The organism is Coralliovum pocilloporae (genome assembly GCF_030845175.1).
In the GTDB taxonomy this organism is placed as follows: domain Bacteria; phylum Pseudomonadota; class Alphaproteobacteria; order Rhizobiales; family Cohaesibacteraceae; genus Coralliovum; species Coralliovum pocilloporae.
Genome location: NZ_CP132542.1, coordinates 3,665,302 through 3,688,786, shown reverse-complemented (window position 1 = coordinate 3,688,786; position 23,485 = coordinate 3,665,302). Strand labels below are relative to the sequence as shown.

Annotated in this window: 26 protein-coding genes; 17 read left to right on the top strand and 9 right to left on the bottom strand. The window is 55.5% G+C overall.

All coding sequences use genetic code 11. The features are described 5' to 3' along the window. Nucleotides 1-47: 47 nt before the first annotated feature. Nucleotides 48-839, top strand: a complete 792-nt coding sequence (locus RA157_RS16735) for a HalD/BesD family halogenase (protein ID WP_350334258.1) — start codon at nucleotides 48-50, stop codon at nucleotides 837-839. 98 nt (nucleotides 840-937) lie between these two features. Here RA157_RS16735 and RA157_RS16730 read toward each other — a convergent pair whose 3' ends face one another. Further along, nucleotides 938-1,171 (bottom strand): hypothetical protein, encoded by a 234-nt coding sequence (locus RA157_RS16730; RefSeq protein ID WP_350334257.1) that lies wholly within the window; start codon nucleotides 1,169-1,171, stop codon nucleotides 938-940. Between the two features lie 94 nt (nucleotides 1,172-1,265). Here RA157_RS16730 and RA157_RS16725 point away from each other — a divergent pair, with 94 nt between their 5' ends. The 6 genes from RA157_RS16725 to RA157_RS16700 all read left to right on the top strand — a co-directional run bounded on the left by RA157_RS16725 (nucleotide 1,266) and on the right by RA157_RS16700 (nucleotide 8,240). Beyond that, nucleotides 1,266-2,141 carry a LysR family transcriptional regulator gene (locus tag RA157_RS16725; protein ID WP_350334256.1) on the top strand — a complete coding sequence of 292 codons (876 nt, stop codon included), beginning with the start codon at nucleotides 1,266-1,268 and terminating at the stop codon, nucleotides 2,139-2,141. A gap of 537 nt (nucleotides 2,142-2,678) precedes the next feature. Beyond that, nucleotides 2,679-4,523: a sigma-54-dependent Fis family transcriptional regulator gene (locus RA157_RS16720; protein ID WP_434058511.1), complete on the top strand. Its 1,845-nt coding sequence runs from the start codon at nucleotides 2,679-2,681 to the stop codon at nucleotides 4,521-4,523. A 211-nt stretch (nucleotides 4,524-4,734) separates the two neighbouring features. Next, on the top strand, nucleotides 4,735-5,700 hold the full coding sequence (locus tag RA157_RS16715; RefSeq protein WP_350334254.1) for a thiamine pyrophosphate-dependent dehydrogenase E1 component subunit alpha: 966 nt from the start codon (nucleotides 4,735-4,737) through the stop codon (nucleotides 5,698-5,700). 12 nt (nucleotides 5,701-5,712) lie between these two features. Then, nucleotides 5,713-6,717, top strand: coding sequence for an alpha-ketoacid dehydrogenase subunit beta (locus RA157_RS16710; RefSeq protein WP_350334253.1), 1,005 nt, complete (start codon nucleotides 5,713-5,715; stop codon nucleotides 6,715-6,717). Between the two features lie 78 nt (nucleotides 6,718-6,795). Further along, nucleotides 6,796-7,908 (top strand): acetoin dehydrogenase dihydrolipoyllysine-residue acetyltransferase subunit, encoded by a 1,113-nt coding sequence (locus RA157_RS16705; RefSeq protein WP_350334252.1) that lies wholly within the window; start codon nucleotides 6,796-6,798, stop codon nucleotides 7,906-7,908. Beyond that, entirely contained in the window at nucleotides 7,905-8,240 is a 336-nt protein-coding gene (locus RA157_RS16700; protein ID WP_350334251.1) for a carboxymuconolactone decarboxylase family protein, read from the top strand. Before RA157_RS16705 ends, RA157_RS16700 begins: the two co-directional genes overlap by 4 nt. A 242-nt stretch (nucleotides 8,241-8,482) precedes the next feature. Here the strand turns inward: RA157_RS16700 and RA157_RS16695 are convergent, their stop codons facing one another. Continuing rightward, nucleotides 8,483-9,982 carry a multicopper oxidase domain-containing protein gene (locus RA157_RS16695; protein WP_350334250.1) on the bottom strand — a complete coding sequence of 500 codons (1,500 nt, stop codon included), beginning with the start codon at nucleotides 9,980-9,982 and terminating at the stop codon, nucleotides 8,483-8,485. A 173-nt stretch (nucleotides 9,983-10,155) separates the two neighbouring features. Here RA157_RS16695 and RA157_RS16690 point away from each other — a divergent pair, with 173 nt between their 5' ends. Then, the gene (locus RA157_RS16690; RefSeq protein WP_350334249.1) at nucleotides 10,156-10,686 is read left to right on the top strand and encodes a helix-turn-helix transcriptional regulator; all 531 of its coding nucleotides are present in this window, start codon (nucleotides 10,156-10,158) and stop codon (nucleotides 10,684-10,686) included. 106 nt (nucleotides 10,687-10,792) lie between these two features. On the opposite strand, the gene RA157_RS16685 is transcribed toward RA157_RS16690, so the two are convergent. The 4 genes from RA157_RS16685 to RA157_RS16670 form a co-directional block, all read right to left on the bottom strand. Next, complete coding sequence (locus tag RA157_RS16685; RefSeq protein WP_350334248.1) at nucleotides 10,793-11,434, bottom strand: LysE family translocator; 642 nt, start codon at nucleotides 11,432-11,434, stop codon at nucleotides 10,793-10,795. A 295-nt stretch (nucleotides 11,435-11,729) separates the two neighbouring features. After that, the gene (gene nqrM, locus RA157_RS16680) at nucleotides 11,730-11,966 is read right to left on the bottom strand and encodes a (Na+)-NQR maturation NqrM (RefSeq protein ID WP_350334247.1); all 237 of its coding nucleotides are present in this window, start codon (nucleotides 11,964-11,966) and stop codon (nucleotides 11,730-11,732) included. 21 nt (nucleotides 11,967-11,987) lie between these two features. After that, nucleotides 11,988-13,064, bottom strand: coding sequence for an FAD:protein FMN transferase (locus tag RA157_RS16675; protein WP_350334246.1), 1,077 nt, complete (start codon nucleotides 13,062-13,064; stop codon nucleotides 11,988-11,990). Between the two features lie 17 nt (nucleotides 13,065-13,081). After that, nucleotides 13,082-13,285 carry a hypothetical protein gene (locus RA157_RS16670; protein WP_350334245.1) on the bottom strand — a complete coding sequence of 68 codons (204 nt, stop codon included), beginning with the start codon at nucleotides 13,283-13,285 and terminating at the stop codon, nucleotides 13,082-13,084. A gap of 95 nt (nucleotides 13,286-13,380) precedes the next feature. Here RA157_RS16670 and RA157_RS16665 point away from each other — a divergent pair, with 95 nt between their 5' ends. After that, nucleotides 13,381-13,905 carry a CBS domain-containing protein gene (locus tag RA157_RS16665; RefSeq protein ID WP_350334244.1) on the top strand — a complete coding sequence of 175 codons (525 nt, stop codon included), beginning with the start codon at nucleotides 13,381-13,383 and terminating at the stop codon, nucleotides 13,903-13,905. 100 nt (nucleotides 13,906-14,005) lie between these two features. Further along, entirely contained in the window at nucleotides 14,006-14,512 is a 507-nt protein-coding gene (locus RA157_RS16660) for a DUF4231 domain-containing protein (protein ID WP_350334243.1), read from the top strand. A gap of 2 nt (nucleotides 14,513-14,514) precedes the next feature. Here the strand turns inward: RA157_RS16660 and RA157_RS16655 are convergent, their stop codons facing one another. Together RA157_RS16655 and RA157_RS16650 are read right to left on the bottom strand one after the other, a co-directional pair. Continuing rightward, entirely contained in the window at nucleotides 14,515-15,345 is an 831-nt protein-coding gene (locus RA157_RS16655; RefSeq protein WP_350334242.1) for a bifunctional allantoicase/(S)-ureidoglycine aminohydrolase, read from the bottom strand. Between the two features lie 133 nt (nucleotides 15,346-15,478). Continuing rightward, entirely contained in the window at nucleotides 15,479-17,650 is a 2,172-nt protein-coding gene (locus tag RA157_RS16650) for a 4Fe-4S binding protein (protein WP_350334241.1), read from the bottom strand. Between the two features lie 151 nt (nucleotides 17,651-17,801). On the opposite strand from RA157_RS16650, the gene pqqA reads away from it, so the two are divergent. The 5 genes from pqqA to pqqE all read left to right on the top strand — a co-directional run bounded on the left by pqqA (nucleotide 17,802) and on the right by pqqE (nucleotide 21,119). After that, nucleotides 17,802-17,900, top strand: coding sequence for a pyrroloquinoline quinone precursor peptide PqqA (gene pqqA / locus RA157_RS16645; RefSeq protein ID WP_350334240.1), 99 nt, complete (start codon nucleotides 17,802-17,804; stop codon nucleotides 17,898-17,900). A 141-nt stretch (nucleotides 17,901-18,041) separates the two neighbouring features. Next, the gene (gene pqqB / locus RA157_RS16640; RefSeq protein WP_350334239.1) at nucleotides 18,042-18,935 is read left to right on the top strand and encodes a pyrroloquinoline quinone biosynthesis protein PqqB; all 894 of its coding nucleotides are present in this window, start codon (nucleotides 18,042-18,044) and stop codon (nucleotides 18,933-18,935) included. Further along, a complete protein-coding gene (pqqC, locus tag RA157_RS16635; RefSeq protein ID WP_350334238.1) occupies nucleotides 18,932-19,741 on the top strand; it encodes a pyrroloquinoline-quinone synthase PqqC in 810 nt (269 codons plus the stop codon). The genes pqqB and pqqC overlap by 4 nt, the downstream gene beginning before the upstream one ends. Then, nucleotides 19,738-20,022, top strand: a complete 285-nt coding sequence (gene pqqD, locus RA157_RS16630; protein ID WP_350334237.1) for a pyrroloquinoline quinone biosynthesis peptide chaperone PqqD — start codon at nucleotides 19,738-19,740, stop codon at nucleotides 20,020-20,022. Before pqqC ends, pqqD begins: the two co-directional genes overlap by 4 nt. Continuing rightward, nucleotides 20,019-21,119: a pyrroloquinoline quinone biosynthesis protein PqqE gene (gene pqqE / locus RA157_RS16625; protein ID WP_350334236.1), complete on the top strand. Its 1,101-nt coding sequence runs from the start codon at nucleotides 20,019-20,021 to the stop codon at nucleotides 21,117-21,119. Before pqqD ends, pqqE begins: the two co-directional genes overlap by 4 nt. Nucleotides 21,120-21,191: 72 nt before the next feature. On the opposite strand, the gene RA157_RS16620 is transcribed toward pqqE, so the two are convergent. After that, nucleotides 21,192-22,091 (bottom strand): LysR family transcriptional regulator, encoded by a 900-nt coding sequence (locus tag RA157_RS16620; RefSeq protein WP_350334235.1) that lies wholly within the window; start codon nucleotides 22,089-22,091, stop codon nucleotides 21,192-21,194. 106 nt (nucleotides 22,092-22,197) lie between these two features. Here RA157_RS16620 and RA157_RS16615 point away from each other — a divergent pair, with 106 nt between their 5' ends. Both RA157_RS16615 and RA157_RS16610 read left to right on the top strand, forming a co-directional pair. Then, nucleotides 22,198-22,641, top strand: coding sequence for a DoxX family protein (locus tag RA157_RS16615; protein WP_350334234.1), 444 nt, complete (start codon nucleotides 22,198-22,200; stop codon nucleotides 22,639-22,641). Nucleotides 22,642-22,748: 107 nt separating this feature from the next. Next, entirely contained in the window at nucleotides 22,749-23,468 is a 720-nt protein-coding gene (locus tag RA157_RS16610; protein ID WP_350334233.1) for a pirin family protein, read from the top strand. The last annotated feature ends 17 nt before the right edge of the window (nucleotides 23,469-23,485 follow it).

Sequence of the window (23,485 nt, the reverse complement as noted above, 5' to 3'; positions counted from 1 at the left end):
TGTCACGCCTTGAAAACAATGAACAATACGGGCAGGGAGGACATCACATGAACCATCTGCTTGATCTTGAAACTTATCCGCTGGATCGTCCTGACAGCCCCGGCTATGCCGCACTGGTTGAACGGTGCCGCGCTGATCTGGCAACCCATGGCATGTTCAACCTGCCCGGTTTCCTGAAGGAGGGTGTGGCGCAGAAGGCGGCGGATGCGGCAACGCCGGCCATGGAGACCGTGTCCTTCCGGCATGCGCGCTGGCACAATGTCTATTTCAGGGATGACATGCCGGGGATTGAGACCAATCATCCCGCAATGGTGCAGTCGCAGACCGTCAATCACACCCTCACGGCGGATCAGCTGGAGGGGAACCCGGTTCTCGAAGTCTATGAATGGCAGCCCTTTGCCGACTTTCTGGCCGCCACCATGGGAAAGCCGCAGCTCTATCAGATGGCGGACAGAATGGCCCGGGTGAATGTGCAGGCCACACGGGCGGGAGAGGGACTGAACTGGCATTTCGACCGGTCAGAGTTCACCACGACAATCCTGTTACAGGCCCCTGAAATCGGAGGGCAGCTGGAATACCGCAAGGACCTGCGCACCGCAGACAATCCCAATTATGACGGTGTCGCCGCGCTTCTCGCAGGGGAAGACCCGGACGTCAGACAGATCATGCCCGAACCCGGTGCCCTCAACGTCTTCCGCGGCGTCAACACCCCGCACCGCGTCGTCCCCGTCCAGGGCCCCCGCGACCGCATCACCGCAATCTTCTCCTATTACGAAACACCCGGTGTGATGTTCTCAGCAGAAGAGCAGAAAGGGTTCTACGGGCGAACGGCGGGATAAGGCGGGGAGGGGTTCGGAATCTGCTCCATCAAGAGCGGTTAGGTGGGCGAGGCGGCTATTCAGATATCCATTTTTAACGACCGATATTAAGTCTTCTTCTACGTACTCCAAGCGTAGATGCCATAGACACCTGTCGCAATGTAGAATGCCTGCATTGTCGTCCAGCCCCACATGCGTTTTCGCACCGCCAGCGTGAACAGCAGCAAGGCGGCCAGCAGGAAGAAGACAAAGGAAAAAACCTCATAGCCTGTGTTGGACGCAATGAGCAGAGAATAGGCAATCGACAAGGTAGCGCCGCCCCATTCAAGAGTTTTGTTCAAGTCTTTCGTCATGGGTCCGATCCGATTTTAGGTCTTTCCATGACACTACCTTCCAGATAGACTATCAATCAAATGAATGATTGTCATGAAACAATAGAAATTTAGAATGTCAGAAAGACTGGATATCGAAGGCCTGCGCGCGTTGCTAGCGATCTCTGCTCACGGCGGGGTGACTCGCGCCGCCGAGCATCTGGCACTATCTCAACCTGCTGTCAGTCATAAGATTAAGCGGCTGGAGACGGCGCTGGATTGCGATCTTTTGGCGCGCCGTTCAGGCGGACCTCTGTTCACTGAGGCCGGGGAGCTCTTGCTTACCTACGCCGGGCGCATGATGGACCTGCATGACGAAGCCTTAGCTGTGCTAGGCAAGAAACCTTTGTCTGGCACCATCCGGCTTGGCATGACAGAAGACACCACAGGTGGCGACATTGCGCGCATATTGGGCCGCTTCACACGCGGCTATCCGGATATCCAGGTCCGTACGCGTATCAGTCAAAGTCTGGCGTTGTCTGGTTGGCTGAAAGAAAGCGAAATTGATATTGCAGTGATGCAGGTCTTTACCCGCGATGTGCAAAAGAATGACTTGGTACTTTTTGAAGACAACCTGCACTGGATCAAAGCGCCAGACATGCGGCTGAACCTCGTTCGACCGGTCCCGCTCATCGCTTTTGACAGCAACTGCATCTACAAACACTGGGCGCAAGGCGAAGGCAGCCGGTTCGGGCACCGGTTTGACGTTGTCATGGAATGTCCAAGTGCATCGGGGATGCTATCATGTGTGCGGTCAGGGCTTGGAGTAGCAGTGTTAAACAAGCTGCATCTGTCACCCGAGTTTGAGATCATTGAGGACTTGTTTCCCGAGCCCCCGGCAATCTCATACATTGTTCGCATTCTGCCGAAGACCCGTAATGAAGCTGTGTTGGCACTGGCTCAGGAAATCTCCCGCGATGTTCGCCGAGCAATCCCTCTTCGTGTTGCCTGAGCCGAAAAGCCTCCGTTCATACAGAGGACAGCATCCGGCACTCTGAGCTCAAAGCTGGCATTCGTGGCATCAAAGAAATGCGGAGATGTGATCCGGCGCAGGGTCGACTGCCGGGTGGGGGAGAGCAGCTCAGAAGCAGTTCCACCACGAGCAACTATGCGGCGCAAACTTGCAAATAATTCATTCCATTAGCAGCCGTTCATCACTAAGCTGGTAAATGTAAGGCGAACAAGTATCTAGCGAAACCGACAGCACCACTTGCCGTATGGGATAGACTTCCAAGGCAAGGCACTCACTGATCATCGAAGAACAAACTTGCGGTAAGCAACTCAGCTTTGACGGTTTCGAGATCAGGACAAAAGTGCTGTGCAATAGTCGCTCCCAATGATCAATGTTGACTAAGAGTCGGACTGATTACTTCTATCGCAAATCTCTGTTCTTGAGACGGATGTCTCAAGATTGAAGAGTGCATCATTTGACTCCCGCAAAAACAAACCAGTAAACTTTCTTATCCGGGGCAAACTCTGGTGGGAGGTAATGCCGTACAATCATTATGATGTCATTGATCAGGCGTTGGCCGGTTCAACCAATAATCGAGACCCTTTCGTGGTAGAAAGCTGGCGGCGTTGCGTGGACAGCCATGGCCTTGATCCTATGCGTCCTAATTCGTCCAATATCGTTTCAGCTGAAAAATTGCGTGAGCACCGGGAACAATCCGAACACCTGATCCGCATCGCACGTAGCGGACTACAAACACTATTTCGCCAGGTTGCCGGTCAGAACTATGTTTTGCTGCTTGCTGATAACGCCGGTGTCACCATTGATTATTTTGGCGATCCTACATTCGAGGATGATCTGCGCTCAGCTGGCCTTTATCTGGGATCCGATTGGTCGGAAGAAAATGCCGGCACATGTGGTGTGGGTGCCGTTATCATGTCTGGTGAAGCAGGAACGGTGCATCAATCCGACCATTTTAATATCGCACACGTTCCGCTGAGTTGCACAGCAGCCCCCATTTTCGATACGAATGGCATGTTATCTGCCGTGCTTGATATATCGCTGTTGCGATCACCTCAACCCAAGGTCAGTCAGAGTCTGGCACTTCAGCTTGTACAGACATCCGTCAGGCGTATAGAACTTGCCAACTTAATGGCACGCACACGCAGTGACTGGGTTTTAAGGTTTTCCAGTTTGCCGGAATTTCTTGATGTCGATCCCGAGGCAGGCATTGCCCTTGATGGCTCCGGCCGCATTATCGGTATCACAAACGGTGCATCCAAGATCTTGGCGCGGGCGAGCGGATTGAATTGGCGCAACCCTGACAAAATTGTTGGCCAGAATCTGAATACTTTTTTTGATCTAACGATTGATGAAATGCCAAACCTCACACGGGCGAGACCCACCGAGGAACGGATCATCTTTCTGCGGAACGGGGAAGCCCTGTTCGGGCATGCGATTGCCCCTCAGAGCAGATTACTGGAAAAATCGCTACAAAAGTCCCCGACCCGTATTGCTTTGGGCGACGATGATCAGATTGTTTCCGGACTTGCCGAACAAGCTGAGCGACTGGCCAGAAGCCGGGTACCTATCCTGATTGAGGGAGAGACCGGGACAGGCAAGGAACGCCTCGCTCGTGCGATCCATACAATAACCGGCAAAGATCGACCTTTTGTCGCTGTCAATTGTGCTTCTATTCCAGAAATGATGCTTGAGGAGGAACTCTTTGGTGTCAGCGGGAAGAATGCCAGACACGGGCTTGTTGAAGCGGCAAATGGTGGAACACTGTTTTTGGACGAGATCGGGGATATGTCTTTGGCTGTTCAGGCTCGTCTCCTCCGTCTTCTTGCTAACGAAACTGTACAACCGGTAGGTTCTGCCGTCTCGACACCTGTAAAAATTAAGCTTGTCTCGGCAACACAACGTAGTTTGGTTGAGATGGTTCGGGAAGGTGCATTCAGGAGTGATCTGTATTTCCGTCTAGCACCTGCCACATTGAAGCTGCCTGCCTTGCGAACCCGAAACGACATAGGCACGATCGCAACCAGAATCTTGCGAGAAATTACAATTACACATTCTGAGCATTGGCAGTTAACAGCAGCGGCCCTAGCTGACCTTTCCTCCAGACAATGGCCAGGGAACATCCGTGAATTGCGCGGCGTTCTCGAGGTGGCTGTCGCCTTATCTGATCACGCGGTTATTGATGTTGAGGATCTTCCCGCTCCGGCGTTCCCTGAAACGGACCTAAAGCAAGAGACTGAAGATTTAAAAACATTGCTTGATGGTTTTAACTGGAACCTTTCTCGGGTGGCACGTCAGCTTGGCGTGGATCGCAGCACCATCCACAGGCGTATAAAACGCGAAGGTCTGGTCCGCCCTCACTGAGGGATAATTTGCTCAAGTTCGACTACGTTGTTGCAAGCGCAACACCCTGCAACACAGGGTGCAGCACTTTGGCATAAGTATTTTCAATTTGCCCGCCATTGATCACATTTGTCGTTCGCTGCGAGAAGCTATTCCTCCCAATATCCTACCACATGCCCAGTGACACAACATTCATGGGCGCTTGAGACGACAAGCAAAGGGAGGAAAGCCAATGCAGTTCAATCGAGAACAGTTGCTTGAAGCATATCGTTCGATGCGGACGATTCGAGATTTCGAGGAACGGGTTCATGAAGAATTTTCAGGCGGCGGCATACCAGGTTTCGTTCACCTTTACGCAGGTGAAGAAGCGTCAGCAGTTGGCATCTGCTCGCATTTGGATAATCGCGACATGATTGCAAGTACGCACCGCGGTCACGGCCATTGTATCGCGAAAGGCGTCGATGTGCCTGGGATGATGATGGAAATTTATGGCCGTCGAAACGGTGTATGCGGTGGCAAAGGTGGTTCCATGCATATTGCTGATCTGTCGAAAGGGATGATGGGCGCGAATGGTATTGTTGGCGGCGGCCCGCCCTTGATTTGTGGGGCTGCCATGACCGCAAAATACAAGAAAACGGGTGGTGTCGCAGTTGCATTCGTTGGTGATGGTGGCTCAAACCAGGGGACAACACTTGAAAGCTACAACCTTGCGAACGTTTGGAACCTCCCGGTTATCTTTGTTGTCGAAGACAACGGATATGCGGAATCCACCGCTTCCGGCTGGTCCGTCTCGGGCACTCAGCTAGACCGGGCTAAAGGTTTTGGCATGCCGGGTGTTGAAGTAGATGGGCATGATTTTTTTGCCGTCCATGAGGCTGCCAGCGAGTGTATTGACCGCGCACGTAATGGCGATGGACCCAGCCTGATGCACGTAAAACTCAACCGTTTCTTCGGACATTTTGAAGGCGATGCGATGACGTATCGCGAAGAGGGAGAAATTCAGCGTGTCCGAGCTGAACGAGACAGCCTGAAAATCTTTCGCGCTCGCGTAACAGAGATGGCTCTCCTGGAGGATGCTCAACTTGATGAGATTGATGCTCAGGTTGCGGCATTGATTGATCAATGTGTCAAAGAATCAGAGAACGCCGCAGCACCAAGCGAAGCTGATCTTCTTACTGATGTGTATGTGACCTACTAAGGGAGAGAAAAAATGGCGAAAAAATCGTATCGTCAGGCAATCAATGAAGCAATTGCCCAGGAAATGCGCCGCGATGAAAATGTACTCCTTTGGGGTGAAGATAATGCTGGTGGTGCCGGTGCTAAAGGTGAGGATGACGCCTGGGGCGGCGTGCTGGGCGTAACGAAAGGCCTTTATCCGGAATTCGGCCCTGATCGAGTGTTGGATACGCCGATTAGCGAAAGCGCCTTTGTGGGTGCTGCAGCTGGTGCGGCTGCAACCGGCCTTCGGCCTGTTGTTGAATTGATGTTCGCAGATTTCATGGGCGTCTGTTTTGACCAGATTTTCAATCAGGCAGCCAAGTTCAGATATATGTTTGGCGGCAAAGCGGTGACGCCTCTCGTGGTTCGGACCATGTATGGGGCTGGATTTCGCGCAGCCAGTCAGCACAGTCAGTGCTTATATTCCTTGTTTACCCATGTGCCGGGACTGAAGGTTGTCGTTCCGTCTTCACCATACGAAGCAAAGGGATTGATGATCCAGGCCATTCGCGATGATGACCCTGTTATCTTCTTCGAGCACAAGGTTATGTATGATGAAGAAGAAGAAGTGCCGGACGATCCTTATACAATCCCGTTTGGCGAAGCAAACCTCACCCGTGAAGGAGACGATGTTACTATTGTTGCACTTGGACGTATGGTTGGGTTTGCCAATCAGGTCGCCGATAAACTCGAAAAGGAAGGCATCAGCTGCACCGTGCTGGATCCGCGAACAACCTCGCCTTTCGATACGGAAACCTTGATGGAATGTGTTGAAGAGACCGGTCGCGTTGTGGTGGTGGATGAAAGTAATCCGCGTTGTTCCATGGCGTCCGATATTTCGTCGATGATAGCACAGGATGCGTTTGGGGCTCTCAAAGCGCCTATCAAAATGGTGACAGCCCCCCATACACCGGTACCTTTTGCACCGGAGCTTGAGGACCTTTACGTGCCGAGCACAGCTAAGATCGAAGCCGCTGTTCGCGCGACCTTTGCTTAATCTTCCGAACGGGCTGGTCCCAGCGCTGACATGCTGGGGCTGGATCTTCATTGAAAATAAAAATAACAGGAGTGACAGATGACCTCTGATATCACACCAATCGTCATGCCCAAATGGGGACTGGCCATGCAGGAAGGTGACCTAACAACCTGGCTTGTCGAGGACGGTAGTCAGGTCGAACAGGGCACTGAGATTGCAGAAATTGAAACAACTAAGATTGCCAATGTGTTTGAAGCATCCATTACGGGAACGATCCATCACGTTGCTCAAATTGGAGAGACACTTCCCGTCGGTGCCCTCATCGCTGTGATGAGCGCAGAAGGCACGAATACAGATGAAATCAAAGCATTCATCACAGAGTTTCAATCGAACTTCGTGCCCGAGGAAACCGACAGCGATACTGGACCCGAGCCAAAACGTCTCAGCGTTGGAGAGATCGAACTGTCCTATTTGGATGTCGGACCGGATGATGGCGACGCCATCTTCCTGATTCATGGGTTCGGCGCTGACAGCAATGGCTGGCTGTTTAACCAGACAGCCTTGTCAGAACATATGCGAACGATATCGGTCGATCTGCCAGGTCATGGGAAGTCGAGCAAAAGGGTTGGCGAAGGCAGCATTCAAGGGTTGGCCCAAATAATCAGCCAGATGCTTGATGAGCTGAACCTCCAACGCGTTCATCTGGTTGGGCATTCTCTGGGAGGTGGCATTGCCCTTGCACTCGCCGAGCGCGCAGATGTGACTTCGCTCTCGCTGATTGCTCCGGCGGGGGTTGGAGCAGAAATCAATGGCGACTTTTTGAATGGTTTCCTGACGGCGAAACGGCGCAAGGCCCTTCAGCCAGTTTTACAACTTCTTGTCGCTGACCCTGAGCTCATTGGCCGGGAAATGGTTGAAGATGTTCTTAAGTTAAAGCGCCTGGATGGTGTTCCTGAAGCCTTACAAACTCTCATCGACGCTAACTTTCAAGGAAACCGTCAGCAGCATGATCTGAGACCTTCCCTTTCACTGAAACCAACGCTCGTTCTATGGGGTGAAAAGGATGCCATCATCCCGTCAAGCCAAGCATTGCAGATGCCTGAAGAGTGCACGGTAAAGCTCATACCTGATGCGGGGCATATCCCCCAAATGGAAGCGTCAAATGACATCAATGATGCAATTCTGGATCATGTAAAGGCAACGAACCAATGACCTATAAAACCTACGCAGATGATTTAGACCAGCGGTTAGGCCAGCTTTATAAAACCGCAGCCAAGCCGATGCAGGCTTACGGTGGCCTGGTGCAGGCAGCTTCCTCTCCTGGAGAAATAGATTCCAAAACGAAAGAATTGATGGCAGTTGCCATATCTATCACCTCCCGGTGTGAAGATTGTATTGTGTATCATTGCCGCTCGGCACTTCAGCATGGAGCCACCGAGAGGGAAATTGCAGAAACAATTGCTGTTGCGGTAGAAATGGGAGGGGGCCCAGCTGCCGTATACGGAGCGAGAGCATTAGCTGCCTTTAGAGATCTAAAAAGTTGACTGCTTTTTCACTCGATAATCTCCGGTGAATATCCGCTTATGAGAGTTTCGAGATATAGGAGAAGATATCAAAGAATGGCAGGAATGGGTCGCCCCCAACTGAGAAGCTGATGCTGCACTCGCGAATATGACCGGACCAATGCCGCTGACTTTGGACTCAAAGTTGACATTCACTGCATCAAAGAAATGCTGAGACGTGATATTCTCTGCGGGAGAACAGCAAGGGTTCTACGAGCGGGGTGTCAGCTGACCGTAAACTGCCCCATCATGCCACGATCCTCATGCTCCAGAATGTGACAATGATACATGTACGGGAATTGCTCTGTCGCCAGATGGTCGAACCGGACGATCATTTCTGACCAGCCATCATCATCCAGGACCAATGTGTCTTTCCATCCCTGCTGATCTGGCGGCGGGGGAGCGCCCGAGATTTTGTCTATCAGGAACGAGCATCCATGAACGTGGAACGGATGCTCGCCCTGATTGGAGCGGATACGCCAGCGCTCCCACACACCGCGGGAAACCCGTTCGTTGATGACATCCATATTCATGGCCGCACCATTGATGGTCATGTCCATCATTGCATGGCCAGTATGAGACGTGTGCCCCGTGTGGGACGTGTCATCCGCATGGCTCATATCGAGTATGAAATCACGTGTCCTGGCAATTTCGCCTTCGCCTGGACGGTGAATGGTGACCAGTGATTTTGGCAGCGGGCCGGTATGCGCCTTGAGAGAAGGGTCTGCCTTCAATGTCAAGGCGGGGGCAGGGGCAGGTCGCCCGATGCCCAGAAGGCTCTGGATCAGGCTGCCACCGATGCCTTCTGCATCATAGTCATCTTCAAACAGCGTCAGGAGTTCTGCCGTCTTCCCGTCTTCAAGATCGACAATGATCTCGCACCGTTCACCCGGCGACATTTCCATTTCGGTCATTTCGACGGGTGCGGACAACAGTCCACCGTCTGAAGCAATCTTGAAGAATGACCGGCCATCAGCGAATGCCACAATGTAAAACCGCGCATTGGCACCATTGAGCACCCTAAGTCTGATTTTCCCTGCGGGAACATTGGCATAGGGGTTTATTGCGCCGTTTATAAGAACTGTATCACCATACCAGCCGTCCTCTGGCGCCTCAGTCAGTGAATAGACAAACTGGCCGCTGGTATCGAATGTCCGATCCTGAATAATAACCGGCAGGTCATCCACACCGTACCGGTTCGGGAGTTCCAGCCCGTCACTTTCCTCGTCATCAATGATCGTCATCCCGGCCAGACCGCGATAAACCTGCTCCCCGGATTTGCCATGGGTGTGTGAGTGATACCAGCAGGTTGCAGCAGGCTGAACAATTGAGAGACGTGGCTTCCATTCCGCACCCGGCGCGATTTCAGATTGGGGGCCACCATCAACATCTCCCGGCACATGAAGGCCGTGACCGTGAATGGCAACGCCTTCTGAAAGCGTATTCTGATAGTGAAGAGCCAAAGTCGTGCCCTTGCGGGTCCGAATTGTAGGGCCCAGATAGTTCTGACTGATCCCCAATGTGCGTGTTGAAACACCCGACAGGAACGCCATTTGACCTTCACCAATCCGGAGGTCGACCGGATTGCCGTCCGTTGCGTCTACAAGTTTTGGAATAGGTAGCCTGCTTGAGGGAGTTTTCGCCCATACGGGGCGGATCAGTCCAGCTGAAAGGACGGCACCGCTTCCGGCCAGCACCTGACGGCGTGTAAGTTTGAAGGACATTCCGACTTTCCTATTCTACACTTGAGAGACGGGTGGCAATGCCCTTTTTGTATTGGGGCGGCTGAGGTCCGTCCATCGGACGAATGCCCGAAATAGGGGTCAGGCGATGGGACATAAGGTCAATGTCCGGCACAAACCCTGGCAGATCGCAGAGAGGATTCTGAAAGACCGATATGCTGGATTCGATTACTGAACTGCCCAGGCGGCAGATTTTATTCGCAGTCTTCTTGCTCTTTGTCTTTGCTACGAGCATCCATGAGATTGTCTCGGAATTTGCAGCGGGGGAAACTCTCTCCGAGATGTTCGACGATATAGGCCGCCTGTCTCTGGGCGTGGCCGTATTCTTGATGTTAGCTTACGAATACCGGGCTCAGAGAAAGGCCGTTCACAGGTTGAAAGAGCAACTCATCGGATTCAAAAGCGGCCTGTCCCGTCTGGAGCCGAAGACCGTGAAAATCGGCAATCAGTACAGGGCCGTCATGCAGCATCAGTTTGATGTGTGGCAATTGACCGAAAGCGAACAGAATGTGGTGATCATGCTGCTGAAAGGCCTTTCGTTTCAGGAAATCGCACAATTGCGTAACACGCGCGAAAAGACCGTCCGTCAACAGGCTTCCAGCGTCTACCGCAAAGCTGGCGTAACAGGGCGAAACGAACTGGCGGCCTGGTTCTTTGAAGATCTGCTGGACCCCCAACAGGACTGATTGCTGCGCAACCAAAAGTCCCTCACACACGGACCATCTTTGCCTCTTGAGTACAGGGTGCAGGAGCGGTTCGGAAGCCGCTCCTGATTGTTGTCTGCCTGTTGACTCAACTCCGGTCTGTCAGCAATCTGAGGCCGGCAAGGCCGAAGAACGTGCCAAGAGCGCCTTGAATAAAACGGCGTGCACCGCCGTATATCCTGACCATGATTGGCGTAGAAAACGCCACCGCATAGAGCAGGTGAATGGCCACAGACAAAAGAAACGTCCCGGCCACGATTGCCCCTGCGACCCAAAGAGGTGCATCGGGCACAAGCCCGAGTGAGATGATTGCAATCCATGCAAGGGCCGCCTTCGGATTGGTCATCTGGATGATATACCCTCTCCGCAAGTAGCCCCATGAGGTGCGCCGTCCCCCTGACAGTTCTGTCGCTTCAATATCGTGTGCGGATGCTGCGGACCGAAACGCCTTATAGGCAAGAAAAAGCAGATAGAGACCACCAAACACCTTGATTATGAAGAGCGCAGACGCATAGGTCGCAAGCAGGGCAGACAGGCCGACCGCCGTGAGAAGAGCCCATGTCAATGTCCCGGTTGCAACCCCCATTGCCAGGGCCATCCCGGAACGGCGGCTCGCCGCCATAGACGTCCCGATCACAGCCAGAACGTTGGGACCCGGGCTTGCTATCGCCATAAGAAATGCCCCGTATGACAGCAGAATGCCCGGCAGATAATGCGCAATGTCTTCCATTGATTAGCCTCACATAAAACAAGCAATGTTCACATTATGTTCTTTTGCGCGCGATTTGGCAAGGTATCCTTTGCATGGGGCGCAACTCATTGCCTCTCAGACATGGGTTCAGGATGTTGCCAGTCAATTCCGAGCTAAAGAAATAGCGGGCCGTCACAGACGAATACGTACAGATGATCTGTTCGCCTACAAAGAAATGCGAGACGCAACACAGTCTGAGGCTTTAATCGCTTTGGCAGCAATGGATGCGGAGAGTAATCTTCTATAATCGGATAAAAGGGAGGAGCCTCTCCCCTCAAGCAGACGCCTGTTCGCTCTCTGCAGCCATGCGGGCGCGGCGGCATTGGAGTTTGTCGCGCAAGGGGCTGTTGGGATCGATTTCCTTGGAGCAGACCACGCATTTGTCGGCACCGGAGATGGCATTGAGGCCGCCGCAGCTGCCCTTGATGCGTTTACCCATCAGCATCACGCCCAGCGACATGCCCACCATCACGAGCAGCAGAATGAAGAATGCCAGAAAAAAGGTCGTCATAGTGATGCGGTCCTCTGGGTGTCACTGGTCGCCCGGCATGGCTCTGAAGGCCGGGCTCTCGGTTGTGATATAGGATTCAGACCCGGTCTGGCTATCCCTTTCGATAAAAAACACGGCCAGTTGATGGGTTTTTGCCACCGCGAGACCCCGTTCGCGGCCCAGAACCAGCATGGCCGTGGCCCAGGCATCGGCCAGCATGGCATTCTCGGCAATCACCGTAACCGATGTGGTGCGATGGGTCACAGGACGGCCGGTGAGGGGGTCGAGAATATGCGAGTAGCGCTTGCCCTCATGCTCGAAGAAATTCCGGTAATCGCCGGATGTGGCCATGCCGCGATTGCTGACCGGCACAATCATCTGGATGGACTGGCTGCCGGTCTCCGGCTTTTCGATACCGATGCGCCAACCTTCTCCGCGCGGATTGGCACCCTTCGTCACCAGATCCCCGCCAATCTCCACCATGTAACGGGTGACACCGTGGCTCTCCAGCGCCCGGGCAATGGCATCCACACCATAGCCTTTGGCAATGGCCCCGAGATTGATACCGGTGCCAGGCTGCGCCTTGGCCAGGGTTTTCCGGGTTTCGTCCAGACTTAGCAGCCGGGCCTGACCAACCGCCTCAAGCGCCTCGTCAATGGCCTTGTCCGATGGCACCGGGTCTCCCGGCTTACGCGGGCCGAAGCCCCACAGCTCAATCAACGGGCCGAGGGTCACATCAAAGACGCCACCGGATTTGCTGTGAACCTCATCGGCGGTGGCCATCACGGTGAGAAAATCATCAGAGATGGACACCGGGTTGAGATCGCCGGAGGCCGAGAAGGTCGAGACTTCCGACTGCGGGTCCCAGTTCGACATGGAGCCATTCACCCGGTCGAGCGTGTTCTTGATGCTGTCGGCAATCATCGCGCTGTCGAGATCAGAACCAATGGCCGTCACATTGTAGCTGGTGCCCATGGTGTGGCCTGACAGACGCAGAACCTCAGACCCGGATTCAGATCCAGATTCAGATTCTGGCCAACAGGCTGTCAGCAGCAAAACGGGCAGGATGATTAACAGACGCGGCAGCAGGCGGGAACGCAGATGGGAAAGCAGGCGCATAGCGGTGGTCCGGGCGATCAGAACTTGAGCGGCAGAAAAGCCAGCGCCATCAGCCCGATTGCCGCTGGCACGCCATAAAGCCAGGCTTTCAGCCGGGCATTCTCCGGCTCTGTTTTCCAGACCCGACGATAGCAATGACCGCAAATCACCACCAGAAACACGATCATCGTGCCGGTAAACGGGGTCAGATAGAGACTGTCAAACACGGCAATACGCTCCAATTACCTATCATCTTCAACAAAATACCCCTTTCCAGATGGCCATCCCTGAGTAAGATGGAGGCTGGAGAATCCATATCGGACAGGAGGAATTCCGCATGGCACCTGCCTCATACCAGGCATCAACTCGCGGCGACAAGGCTGACAAGACAACCTACAGCCAGACCACAAGCTCAAACCTGTCGAGCTCGAAAACACCCGTATCCAAGCTGCTCGAGGGCAAGGGAGATGCCGTTTTCTCGATTCGTCCGAACGACACCATAGACCATGTGGTGGGCCTGCTTAAGGAGAAACATATCGGCGCGCTGGTGGTCACCGACCAGAACGGCATGCTGAAGGGCATCCTGTCCGAGCGCGATATCGTGCGCCAGCTCGCGGACCAGGCCGACGGCATCATGGATCAGTCTGTGGAAGCGCTGATGACAAGCGATGTGGTCACCTGCACGCCGTCCGACCCGCTGACAGACGTCCTGAAACGCATGACGGAAGGCCGCTTCCGCCACATGCCTGTGGTCACTGAAAACAAGCTCTGCGGCATCATCACCATTGGCGACGTGGTCAACTATCGCCTGAAGGAAGTGGAATACGAAGCCCTGCGCATGAAACAGATGATCGTCGGCTGATACAGCCCTCGACGATCAGGCGGACCTGAGCAAAAGACAAAAGCCCGGCGGTTCACAATGAGCAGGCCGGGTTTTCATATGGGTTATGGGGAAGACGCGAATGGAAGAGGCACTTGCCGCCTATCAGGTTGCAGTCGCTTATGCGACAAAGCAGATCATTTGGTACGAATCCAGTGCTGACATGAAACATCTGCTTTATCGGGGCGTGGGCCTGGTGGCCATCTGTGCATCCATCCTGATCACCTTCCTGTCTGCCACCATGAACCGTCCGGATCAGAAGATCGGTGCCTTCAGGACAGGTTATGTTATTGCGGCCCTCGCCGCCATCAGCGCCCTGTCGGTTGCAGCCGCCGGTTTCTTTGAATGGGGCTCAGCCTGGGAAAGTCACCGGATTACTCAATTGCGACTGGAGGCTCTGGTCGAGATCAGCCACATTGAGTCCCTGAAGCTGACCGCAGCCGGGGACAAGCAAGGCATCTTCACTCTGGCAGAACGGCTGGCGGAGGAAGTGCGCGGCATCGTTGAGACAGAGACAACGGGCTATTATGACAGCCAGTCAACGCTGTCAGAGATCATCACCCGACTTCAGAAGAACTCTGGGGACTAGGGTCACACACCCGCCCGGCCAAATCCCATATGGCGGTTGACGTCCTTGTAAAGCAGATAGCGGAACGGGCCGGGGCCGCCTGCGTAGCAGGCCTGCGGGCAGAACGCGCGGAGCCACATGTAGTCGCCGGCTTCCACTTCCACCCAATCCTGGTTGAGCCTGTAGACCGCCTTTCCTTCCAGCACATAAAGACCATGCTCCATCACATGGGTTTCAGCAAAGGGGATAACCGCACCGGGCTGAAAGGTGACAATGGTCACATGCATGTCGTGGCGCAGGTCTGCCGGGTCGACAAACCGGGTTGTGGCCCAGGCGCCGTTGGTGTCCGGCATCGGGGTCGGTGCCACATCATTCTCGTTTGCGATCAGCACATCCGGCAGATCAAGGCCGTCCACGGCCTGATAGGCTTTCCTGATCCAGTGGAACCGGGCCGCCTTGTCTGAGCCATTGTGGAGTTCATAGGCCTTGTCCGGTGGCAGATAGGCATAGCCGCCTTCGCCAAGCCGGTGGGTCTTGCCATCGATCTGAAGAGTGATTTCACCCTCCACCACAAACAGCACCGCTTCCACGCCCTTTTCCGTCTCCGGCCTCTTGCTGCCGCCACCCGGTTGAACTTCGGCGATATATTGCGAGAACGTTTCAGCAAAGCCTGAGAGCGGCCGCGACAGAACCCAGAACCGCGCGCCTTCCCAGAAGGGCAGGGCGCTGGTGACGATATCGGAGAACGTCCCCTTGGGGATCACCGCATAGGCTTCGGTGAACATGGCCCGATCTGTCAGAAGATCCGTCTGCGGCGGGAGCCCGCCCCTGGGTGCGTAATAAGTATGCCGCATGCTGCCAAATCCGAGAACTGTTAAACCTTTCTTCTGAATAGCAGATTTTCCCGACCCTATTGCCAGATTTTCCGAAAAAGTCTCTTCGCAAAGGCAAGGGTGGACAGAGGGTGAGAATGGAGAGAAAGGCTGTTTATTCCGCAGCCTGCAGCCGGGCCTTGCCTTTCGCGGCAAGAACGAGCGGGACACACTGGGCCTTGTCATTATGGATGGTTACGCAATCCAGACAGCCAAAGCATTCCGAATACTGGATTTCACCGCTCGGCCTGATGGCCCCATAGCCGCATTTGACCTTGCAGAGCTGACAGGGAGAGCCGCATTCCGCCCGCCGGTCAATCCACTTGCGGCCGCGCAGCAGGCCGCCAATGGCCATCACTGCACCCAGTGGACAGACATAGCGGCAGAACCCCTTGAACAACACCATGCCCGCCAGAAGCCAGGCGATTGCATAGGCCACATAGAACCATTCCCGTACAAAATAAGTGGTGATCGCGGTCTTGAACGGCTCCACCTCAGCTGCCGTATCAACCCGGTCGGGCGCGATAAAGACAAGGGCGACAAGGCCGGCCAGAAGACCATATTTCAGCAGCTTCAAGCGATTGTCCCACAGGGCTGTCGGTTCATATTGCGGCAGACGCAGAAGACGTCCCAGATGATGGGCAAACTCCTGAAGGGCTCCGAACGGGCAGAGCCATCCGCAGAAATATCCTCGCCCCCAAAGCACAAAGCCGAGAATGGCAAAAGCCCACACAAGCAGAGAAAACGGATCATAGACCAGAAAGGCATAAGACCCGCCTTCGTAGGCTGTGCGGATCACACCAAGCACAGTGACAACGGACAACTGCCCCTGTCCCCACCAGCCGACAAAGCCAGTCATCACAGCCAGAAATCCGAGACGCCAGGGGGTGAACAGAGGGCTGTCCGCCAGCCTGTTCTGGCTGAAGAACAAGAGGGCCGTGAGACCTGAAAGAAAAAGGGCCAGCACGATCATATCACCCTGCCTGCCGCGCAGAGCCTCAAGCCAGGGCGGGGCCGGTTTGATCACCTCAGGCCGGGAGAAGAACCGCTCATCGGTCACATGGCTGACAGGCAGCGACACTGAACCCACTTCCGGCTGGAACATGCCATGCTCCCGCACGGCGGCCACTTTCAGGGTCCAGTCACGGGACGGATCAAACCCGAGCCGCCTGTCTGTTCTGAGGATCATCATCACCCCGTCATGAAGTGCGTCAGGCACATCATCGGAGAGGTCGACCAGCAGGTCACTGTCCCGCAGGGCAACCGGCAGACCATGTTGCTCGGCAGACAGCCAGTCCGGCGCTGTATTCCGGACAAAATCCTCACTCACAAGGCCATGACGGGCTGTTTCGATCAGAAGGATCGGCTCATCATCCGGAGAGATGGCGAGAAAATCCTGCAGTTCCTCATATCCATCCCTGGAGAGCACAGCCTTTGCAATCGAAGGCGGACCCAGATCCACCACCCAGAGATCAAGATAGGGCTCTCCCGGATTGTCCCTGGCGCCCGGGTCGTCATCCTCCCAGATGGTTCCCTTGAAAAGCGCGTCCACCTCGGCATTGCTGAGGGTGGTCCGCTTCACAAGACCCTGTTCAACCAAAGCGGCCCAGTCGAGATCTTCCTCATGTGTCCGGTCGGGGTGGGCAGGTGGTCCGGAGGCAATGCCCTGCATCTTTTCGCGGGCAACCGCCAGTGCAGCGGCCATCACCGATTCATGGGCAATCCGCACGGACGCAGTGGCCTTGGTAACCCCGTCCAGATAGACAAGGGAGCTGCCCGCGTCTCCATCCCCATATGGTGTCCCCACCACAATGGAAGATGAGATCGACAGGCCGGGATATTGTTCAAAAAATTTGTGAAACGGAGCCTCGCCAAGGCCTGAAACAAAAATCGGCTCATTATGTTCGATCAGCCGCACCTCGTGAAACCGACCTTCCAGATCCAGCACCACCAGCAGATTGATGGGCGCGCCGGAAAAGCCGGGCAGGGGAGCAAGCGGCTCGGTTTCAAAGACATAACCGGCCTCCGCTCCGCCTGAATTCAGAAGGCTGTAGACGCCTCTGTCATTCAACGGTTCGCCAAGAGAGAAAGGCGGGACAATCAGCTCGGCCAGCTTGTCACGCTCAAGGGCGAGGGCAGGTGAAATAACGGCTCCGGGCCCAACGGCACCCATGACAAGAAAGAGCCAGACAAACAGCACGGCCGAAAGGCCTCGCGGATCTACGACCCCAAGGCGCTTGACCCGATCCCGGTTTCGGACAAGACTTTTTGACTGTGGCCAGTGCATGAGGAGAGCGTAAGCGAGAGATGCAAGCTGCCACTATTCGACCATGGTCGGGTGGGTCTGATACCAGTTCCATAAAGTTACGACCAAAGGACAATACGCAGAAAACCGGGGCATTGCTACGCTTTGAACGACTAGCCAACGGAGGAGAAAAATGGCCTGGACGACACCGAAAATCAAAGAAGTCAATTGCGGCATGGAAATCAACATGTACGCACCGTCCGAGGACGAGACAGAGCGCGATCTGTTCTGATCCCTCTGACATGATCTGTCTTGCGGGGCATGAGGGTCAGCTGATCCCGGTCCCGCAGACCTGACTTCTGGCACAGGATAGTCTGATCAACCGGTTTTGAACCAAAGGTCAACGGACTGTCTTTTTCGCGGATTATCGACAATGCGATTTCTGGTTCTTGGCGCTGCGGCTGGCGGAGGCCTGCCGCAATGGAATTGCGGTTGTCCGAATTGTCAGGATGCCCGCTCAGGAAAGATTGCGCCATCAAGCCAGTCATCCCTTGCGGTCTCTGCAGATGGCGAACGCTGGGCCATCCTGAATACATCCCCCGACCTGCGCATGCAGATGCAGGTGGCCAGACCGCTCTTCCCGCGCACATTGAGAGACACACCCCTTCAGTCCGTGCTCGTGACCAATGGCGACATCGACCATATTGCCGGGCTTCTGTCCCTGCGTGAACAGACGCCTTTTACCCTGTTCGGGACGCGGGAAATTCTGAGCCTTCTGTCCTCAAACCGGGTCTTTGATGTGATGAACCCGGAGAAAGTCACCCGGCACCCGCTGGTGATCGGTGAGCCTTTCCCGCTGCTTCCTGCCCTCCAGGCCCTTGTTTTCCCGGTTCCAGGCAAAGTCCCTCTTTTTATGGAAGACACCGGCAGCACCATTCAGACCGACCTTGAGGGAGAGCAGACCGTCGGCGTCCGCCTCGATGACGGTAAGACCGTCGCCTATTACATTCCCGGCTGCGCACGGGTGACCGACGGGCTTCTGCAACAGATCAGCGATGCGGACCATTTGTTCTTTGATGGTACACTCTGGCAGGACGACGAGATGATCCGCTCCGGCACCGGCATCAAGACCGGCCAGCGCATGGGACATATCTCCATCAGCGGACCGGAAGGATCGATTGAAGCGCTCAAGGAACTTCACTGCGGCAAGACCTTCATCCATATCAACAATACCAATCCGGTCTGGCAGCCAGACAGCGCCGAACGGGCTTATGTGCTGGCGCAGGGCTGGACCATTGCCGCAGACGGGATGGAGATCACTCTATGAGCACTGCCAATCAGCCATCCGATACTCTGTCACCACTGGAAGCGCGCCTCCGGGCAATCGGTAAGGAGCGCTATCACGACCGGCATCCCTTCCATCACAGGCTTCATGGCGGTGCATGCAGCCCGGATCAGGTCCGGGCCTGGGTGATCAACCGGTGGGCTTACCAGGCGGCTATTCCGATGAAGGATGCGGCCTTTCTGTCCCGCTGCGATGATCCGCAGATGCGACGGGAATGGCGCAGCCGCATTGAAGACCATGACGGCGATGCAGAGGCTGGCGGCGGTCTCAGGCGCTGGCTGAAACTGGCGGAGGCCGTGGGCCTTGATCCCGATTATGTGGCGTCCGGCAGGGGTATTCTGCCTGCCACCCGTTTTGCCGTTGAAGCCTATATCCATTATGTGCGTGAGAAGCCGCTGCTGCAGGCTGTCGCCTCATCACTAACCGAGCTCTTTGCACCGGCCATTCATGAGCGGCGGATTGAGGGGCTTCTGGAGCATTACGCCTTTGCCAATGCGGACAGCCTTTCCTATTTCCGCAAGCGGCTGACAGAAGCGCCCAAGGATGTGCAGTTCGGCCTGGCCTGGGTGCTTGAGCACGCGGATACGCCCGAAAAGCAGGACGCGGTCTGCGAGGCGCTGATCTTCAAGACCGATGTGCTCTGGGCCCAGCTTGACGCCCTGTGGGGAGCCTATGTGGAGTCCGGGCGTATTCCGCCGGGGGCCTGGCAGCCGGGCGAGGGACTTCTGAAGACAGAAGCAGGGCCAGAAGCAGGGGAAGGAGCACAGGCAGGGGAAGGGGATCAATGACGCCGCTTTCCGCCAATGACCGCCCCTATCTGCCCCGCGGCGTGCGCGTGGTGGATGACCGGGTGCGCGGTGGCAAGGTGCTTCTGGCACCCGAGAAGGCCGTGGCGCTTGATCCGATAGGCGAGGCTATCCTGTCCCGCCTCGACGGGGAGGCGACCTTCGGTGCCATCATCGAGGATCTGGCCCGGACCTACAATGCACCGGCTGAACAGATCGCAGGTGATGTGCAGACCTTTCTCTCAGGCCTCAGGGCCCGCATGGTCGTGGCGGTGATGGAATGACAGAGGCTGGAACAAAACCCAAAGCACCGCCCCCCATCGCTATGCTGGCAGAGCTGACCCATCGTTGCCCGCTGGCCTGTCCCTATTGCTCCAATCCGACTGACCTGCTGGGTCGGGAGCAGGAACTTGATACAGAGATCTGGGCCGATGTGTTTCATCAGGCCTCAAGGCTTGGCGTCCTGCAACTGCATCTCTCTGGCGGGGAACCGGCTTCCCGGCCTGATCTGGTTGCCCTGACCCGGGCCGCCCGGGACGCAGACCTCTATACAAATCTCATCACCAGCGGCATCGGGCTTACACCCGCACGGCTGGATCAGCTGGAAGAGGCCGGACTCGATCACATCCAGCTGTCCCTTCAGGGCACCAGTGCAGACCTGGCCGACAAGGTCGGCGGATATAAAGGCGGTTTTGACCGCAAGATGACCCTTGCCGCTGATATCAGGGAGCGCGGCATTCCGCTCACCCTCAACGCGGTGATGCATCGGCACAATCTGGATGACCTGGAGGCCACCATTCAGATGGCAATTGATATGGGTGCCCGCCGTCTGGAAGTGGCCTGTGTGCAGTTTCACGGCTGGGCCAACCGCAACCGGGCTCAATTGCTGCCGACCCGCACACAGACAGACAATGCCAAGCGCATCGTGACCGACGCCCGCAGGCGCCTTCTTGGCACGCTGGCCATCGACTTTGTGCCGCCGGATTATTATGCGGATTATCCCAAGGCCTGCATGGGCGGCTGGGGGTCCGCGGGGCTTAACATCACCCCGAACGGCACAGTGCTGCCCTGCCATGCAGCCGAGACCATTCCGCACCTGACCTTCGAGAATGTGCGCGATACGCCTCTGTCCGGAATCTGGTATGACAGCCCGTCATTCAACGCCTATCGCGGCACCGACTGGCTGCCCGCACCCTGCCAGTCCTGCGAGCGCCGGGAGGTGGATTTCGGCGGCTGCCGATGCCAGGCCATGGCACTTGCCGGAGACGCCGGTGCCACAGATCCCGTCTGCAGCAAATCCCCCCACCACAAAACCGTCACCAACCTGCTGACCCTCGCCGGGGATGACGCCGATACGGACTTTACCTACAGGCGGATGTGAGCGAGATGAGGTGTGGCAGAGATCCTCTGCTTCACACTATTTCTGATCGACCGACATTACTGCAGATCACCGCTACCAGGGCAGCCCCCTGCAGGCCGCGACCAGATGATCAATGAACAGACGCAGGCGGGCTGACTGATATCTGTTGGGACGGAAAACGGCATGGATATCCCGCTCCGGCCAGGTCGTGTAATCTGGAAACAGGCGGACCAGACGACCCTGCTTCAGGTGTTCTGCCAAATAGAAGACGGGCAGCATCACAATGCCCACCCCTTCAACAGCTGACTGGCAGAGAATATCGCCGGAATTTGAGCGAAACGTTCCGCTTAGCGAAACCTGTCCTCTTTCCTGTTCGGGCGTTCTGTAGCGCCATTCATGAATGGCGGAGTTAGCGGTGTAGGCGAGAACATTGTGATCAGCCAGGTCAGCCGGTTTATCAGGCACACCATGCCGTTTTAGATAGGCCGGACTGGCACACAGAAAGAGCGGGCAGGACGCCAGACGACGCGCAACAAGAGATGTATCCTTCAGCGCCCCGATCCGGACAACAACATCATATCCCTCGTTGACAAGATCAACATAGCGGTCATCCAGATTCACATCCAGAGCGACCTCCGGGTATTCATCCGCAAACCGGGCCACACAATCCGTCAGATATTTGATGCCCAGACTATGTGGCAGCCCTATCTTGAGAGGCCCATGAGGCCGCGATTTGAGCTCAAGCAACTCCTCCCGGGCCTCCTTCAGATCGTCCAGTGCCTGTTTTGCACGATCAAAGTAAACCGCACCTTCTTCCGTCGGAGTGACACTGCGTGTTGTCCGGTTCAGAAGCTTGACCTGAAGATCATGCTCCAGATTCTGGATCTGCTTTGAGACAGCAGAGCCGGTTATGCCCAGTTTCCGGGCAGCGCCCGCAAAGCTCCGTTCCTGTAAAACAGCGACAAAAATAGCAATGCGTGACAGATGATCCATGGTAATTGACAATTAAATGGAACTAATGATGTTCTAAATATCTATATTATCAACTTGATGTCAATCATCCATATCCGGTTCAGATACACGAACATGGAGCCCAGATATGACACAGGATACCTCCCAGAACACATCTCTGGCACTTGGAGCCACGCTGACCCGTCTTTCACTCGGCACAATCCTTCTCTCCCACGGAATCCTGAAGGTCGCTGTTTTCACCATTCCCGGCACTGTGGGTTATTTCGCCAGTCTCGGCCTGCCTGCCATTGCTGCCTATCTGACAATTTTTGCGGAAATTGTTGGCGGAACGGCCATTATCCTCGGCACTTACACCCGCCTTGCTGCACTTCTTTCAATCCCGCTTCTGCTTGGTGCACTATGGGCACATGCAGGCAATGGCTGGGTGTTCAGTTCAGAAGGCGGCGGTTGGGAATTCCCCTTGCTGCTGGTCGTACTGGCCGCAACCGTCACGGTACAGGGCGGCGGTGCCTTTGCACTTAAAAAGCTGCCCGTGGTCGATCCCTTCATTCCAGCGGCCTTGAAAGCCTGAGTAGCTGATTGCAGCAACAGGCAGACCGACTTCCTTGCTTGCCAGAGACTCTATCATCGGTAGCTGGCAAGCACGCCCTCATGTTTTGCAGTTTGGAGAAGCGGAGTATGAAACTCGTCTCACTTACATTGACACGACGACCTGCGGCAGAGCGGGGCCAGGCCGATTTCGGTTGGCTCAAGTCAGCCCATAGCTTCAGCTTCGGGGAATATTATGACCCGAGCCATATGGGGTTTGGCAATCTCAGGGTGATCAATGAGGATCAGGTTGCCGGGGGCAAGGGGTTCGGCGCACATCCGCATCGCAATGCGGAGATCTTCTCCTATGTTACCCATGGTGCCCTTGAGCATAAGGATAGCATGGGCAACGGCTCTGTAGTCAGCGCCGGTGGCATCCAGTATATGAGTGCCGGGTCGGGCGTCATGCACTCGGAATTCAATCCGTCAGAGACTGATGAGGTGCGTTTTCTGCAGGTCTGGCTGCTGCCCGAAAAAGCGGACACCCCGCCTGCCTATGACACGTGCGATCTCGCTGCGGCCGACAAGGACGGGAAACTGGCCTTGTTCCTGTCACCGGATGGCCGCGACGGGTCGATGACAACACGGGCCGATGCCAGTGTCTATGCGGCCACGCTGAGCGGTGATCAATCCATATCCATCCCCCAGGACAGGCACCGCAAGAGCTGGCTTCAGGTCGTCTGCGGCAGTCTTCAGGTCAACGACATGGTACTGAACCAGGGCGATGGCCTCGCGATCGAAGGGGAGGGGAGCCTGACACTCCATCAGGGGCGGGAAGCCGAGCTGCTGTACTTTGATCTGGCGAAATAATCCCGCAGGGAAGCAGT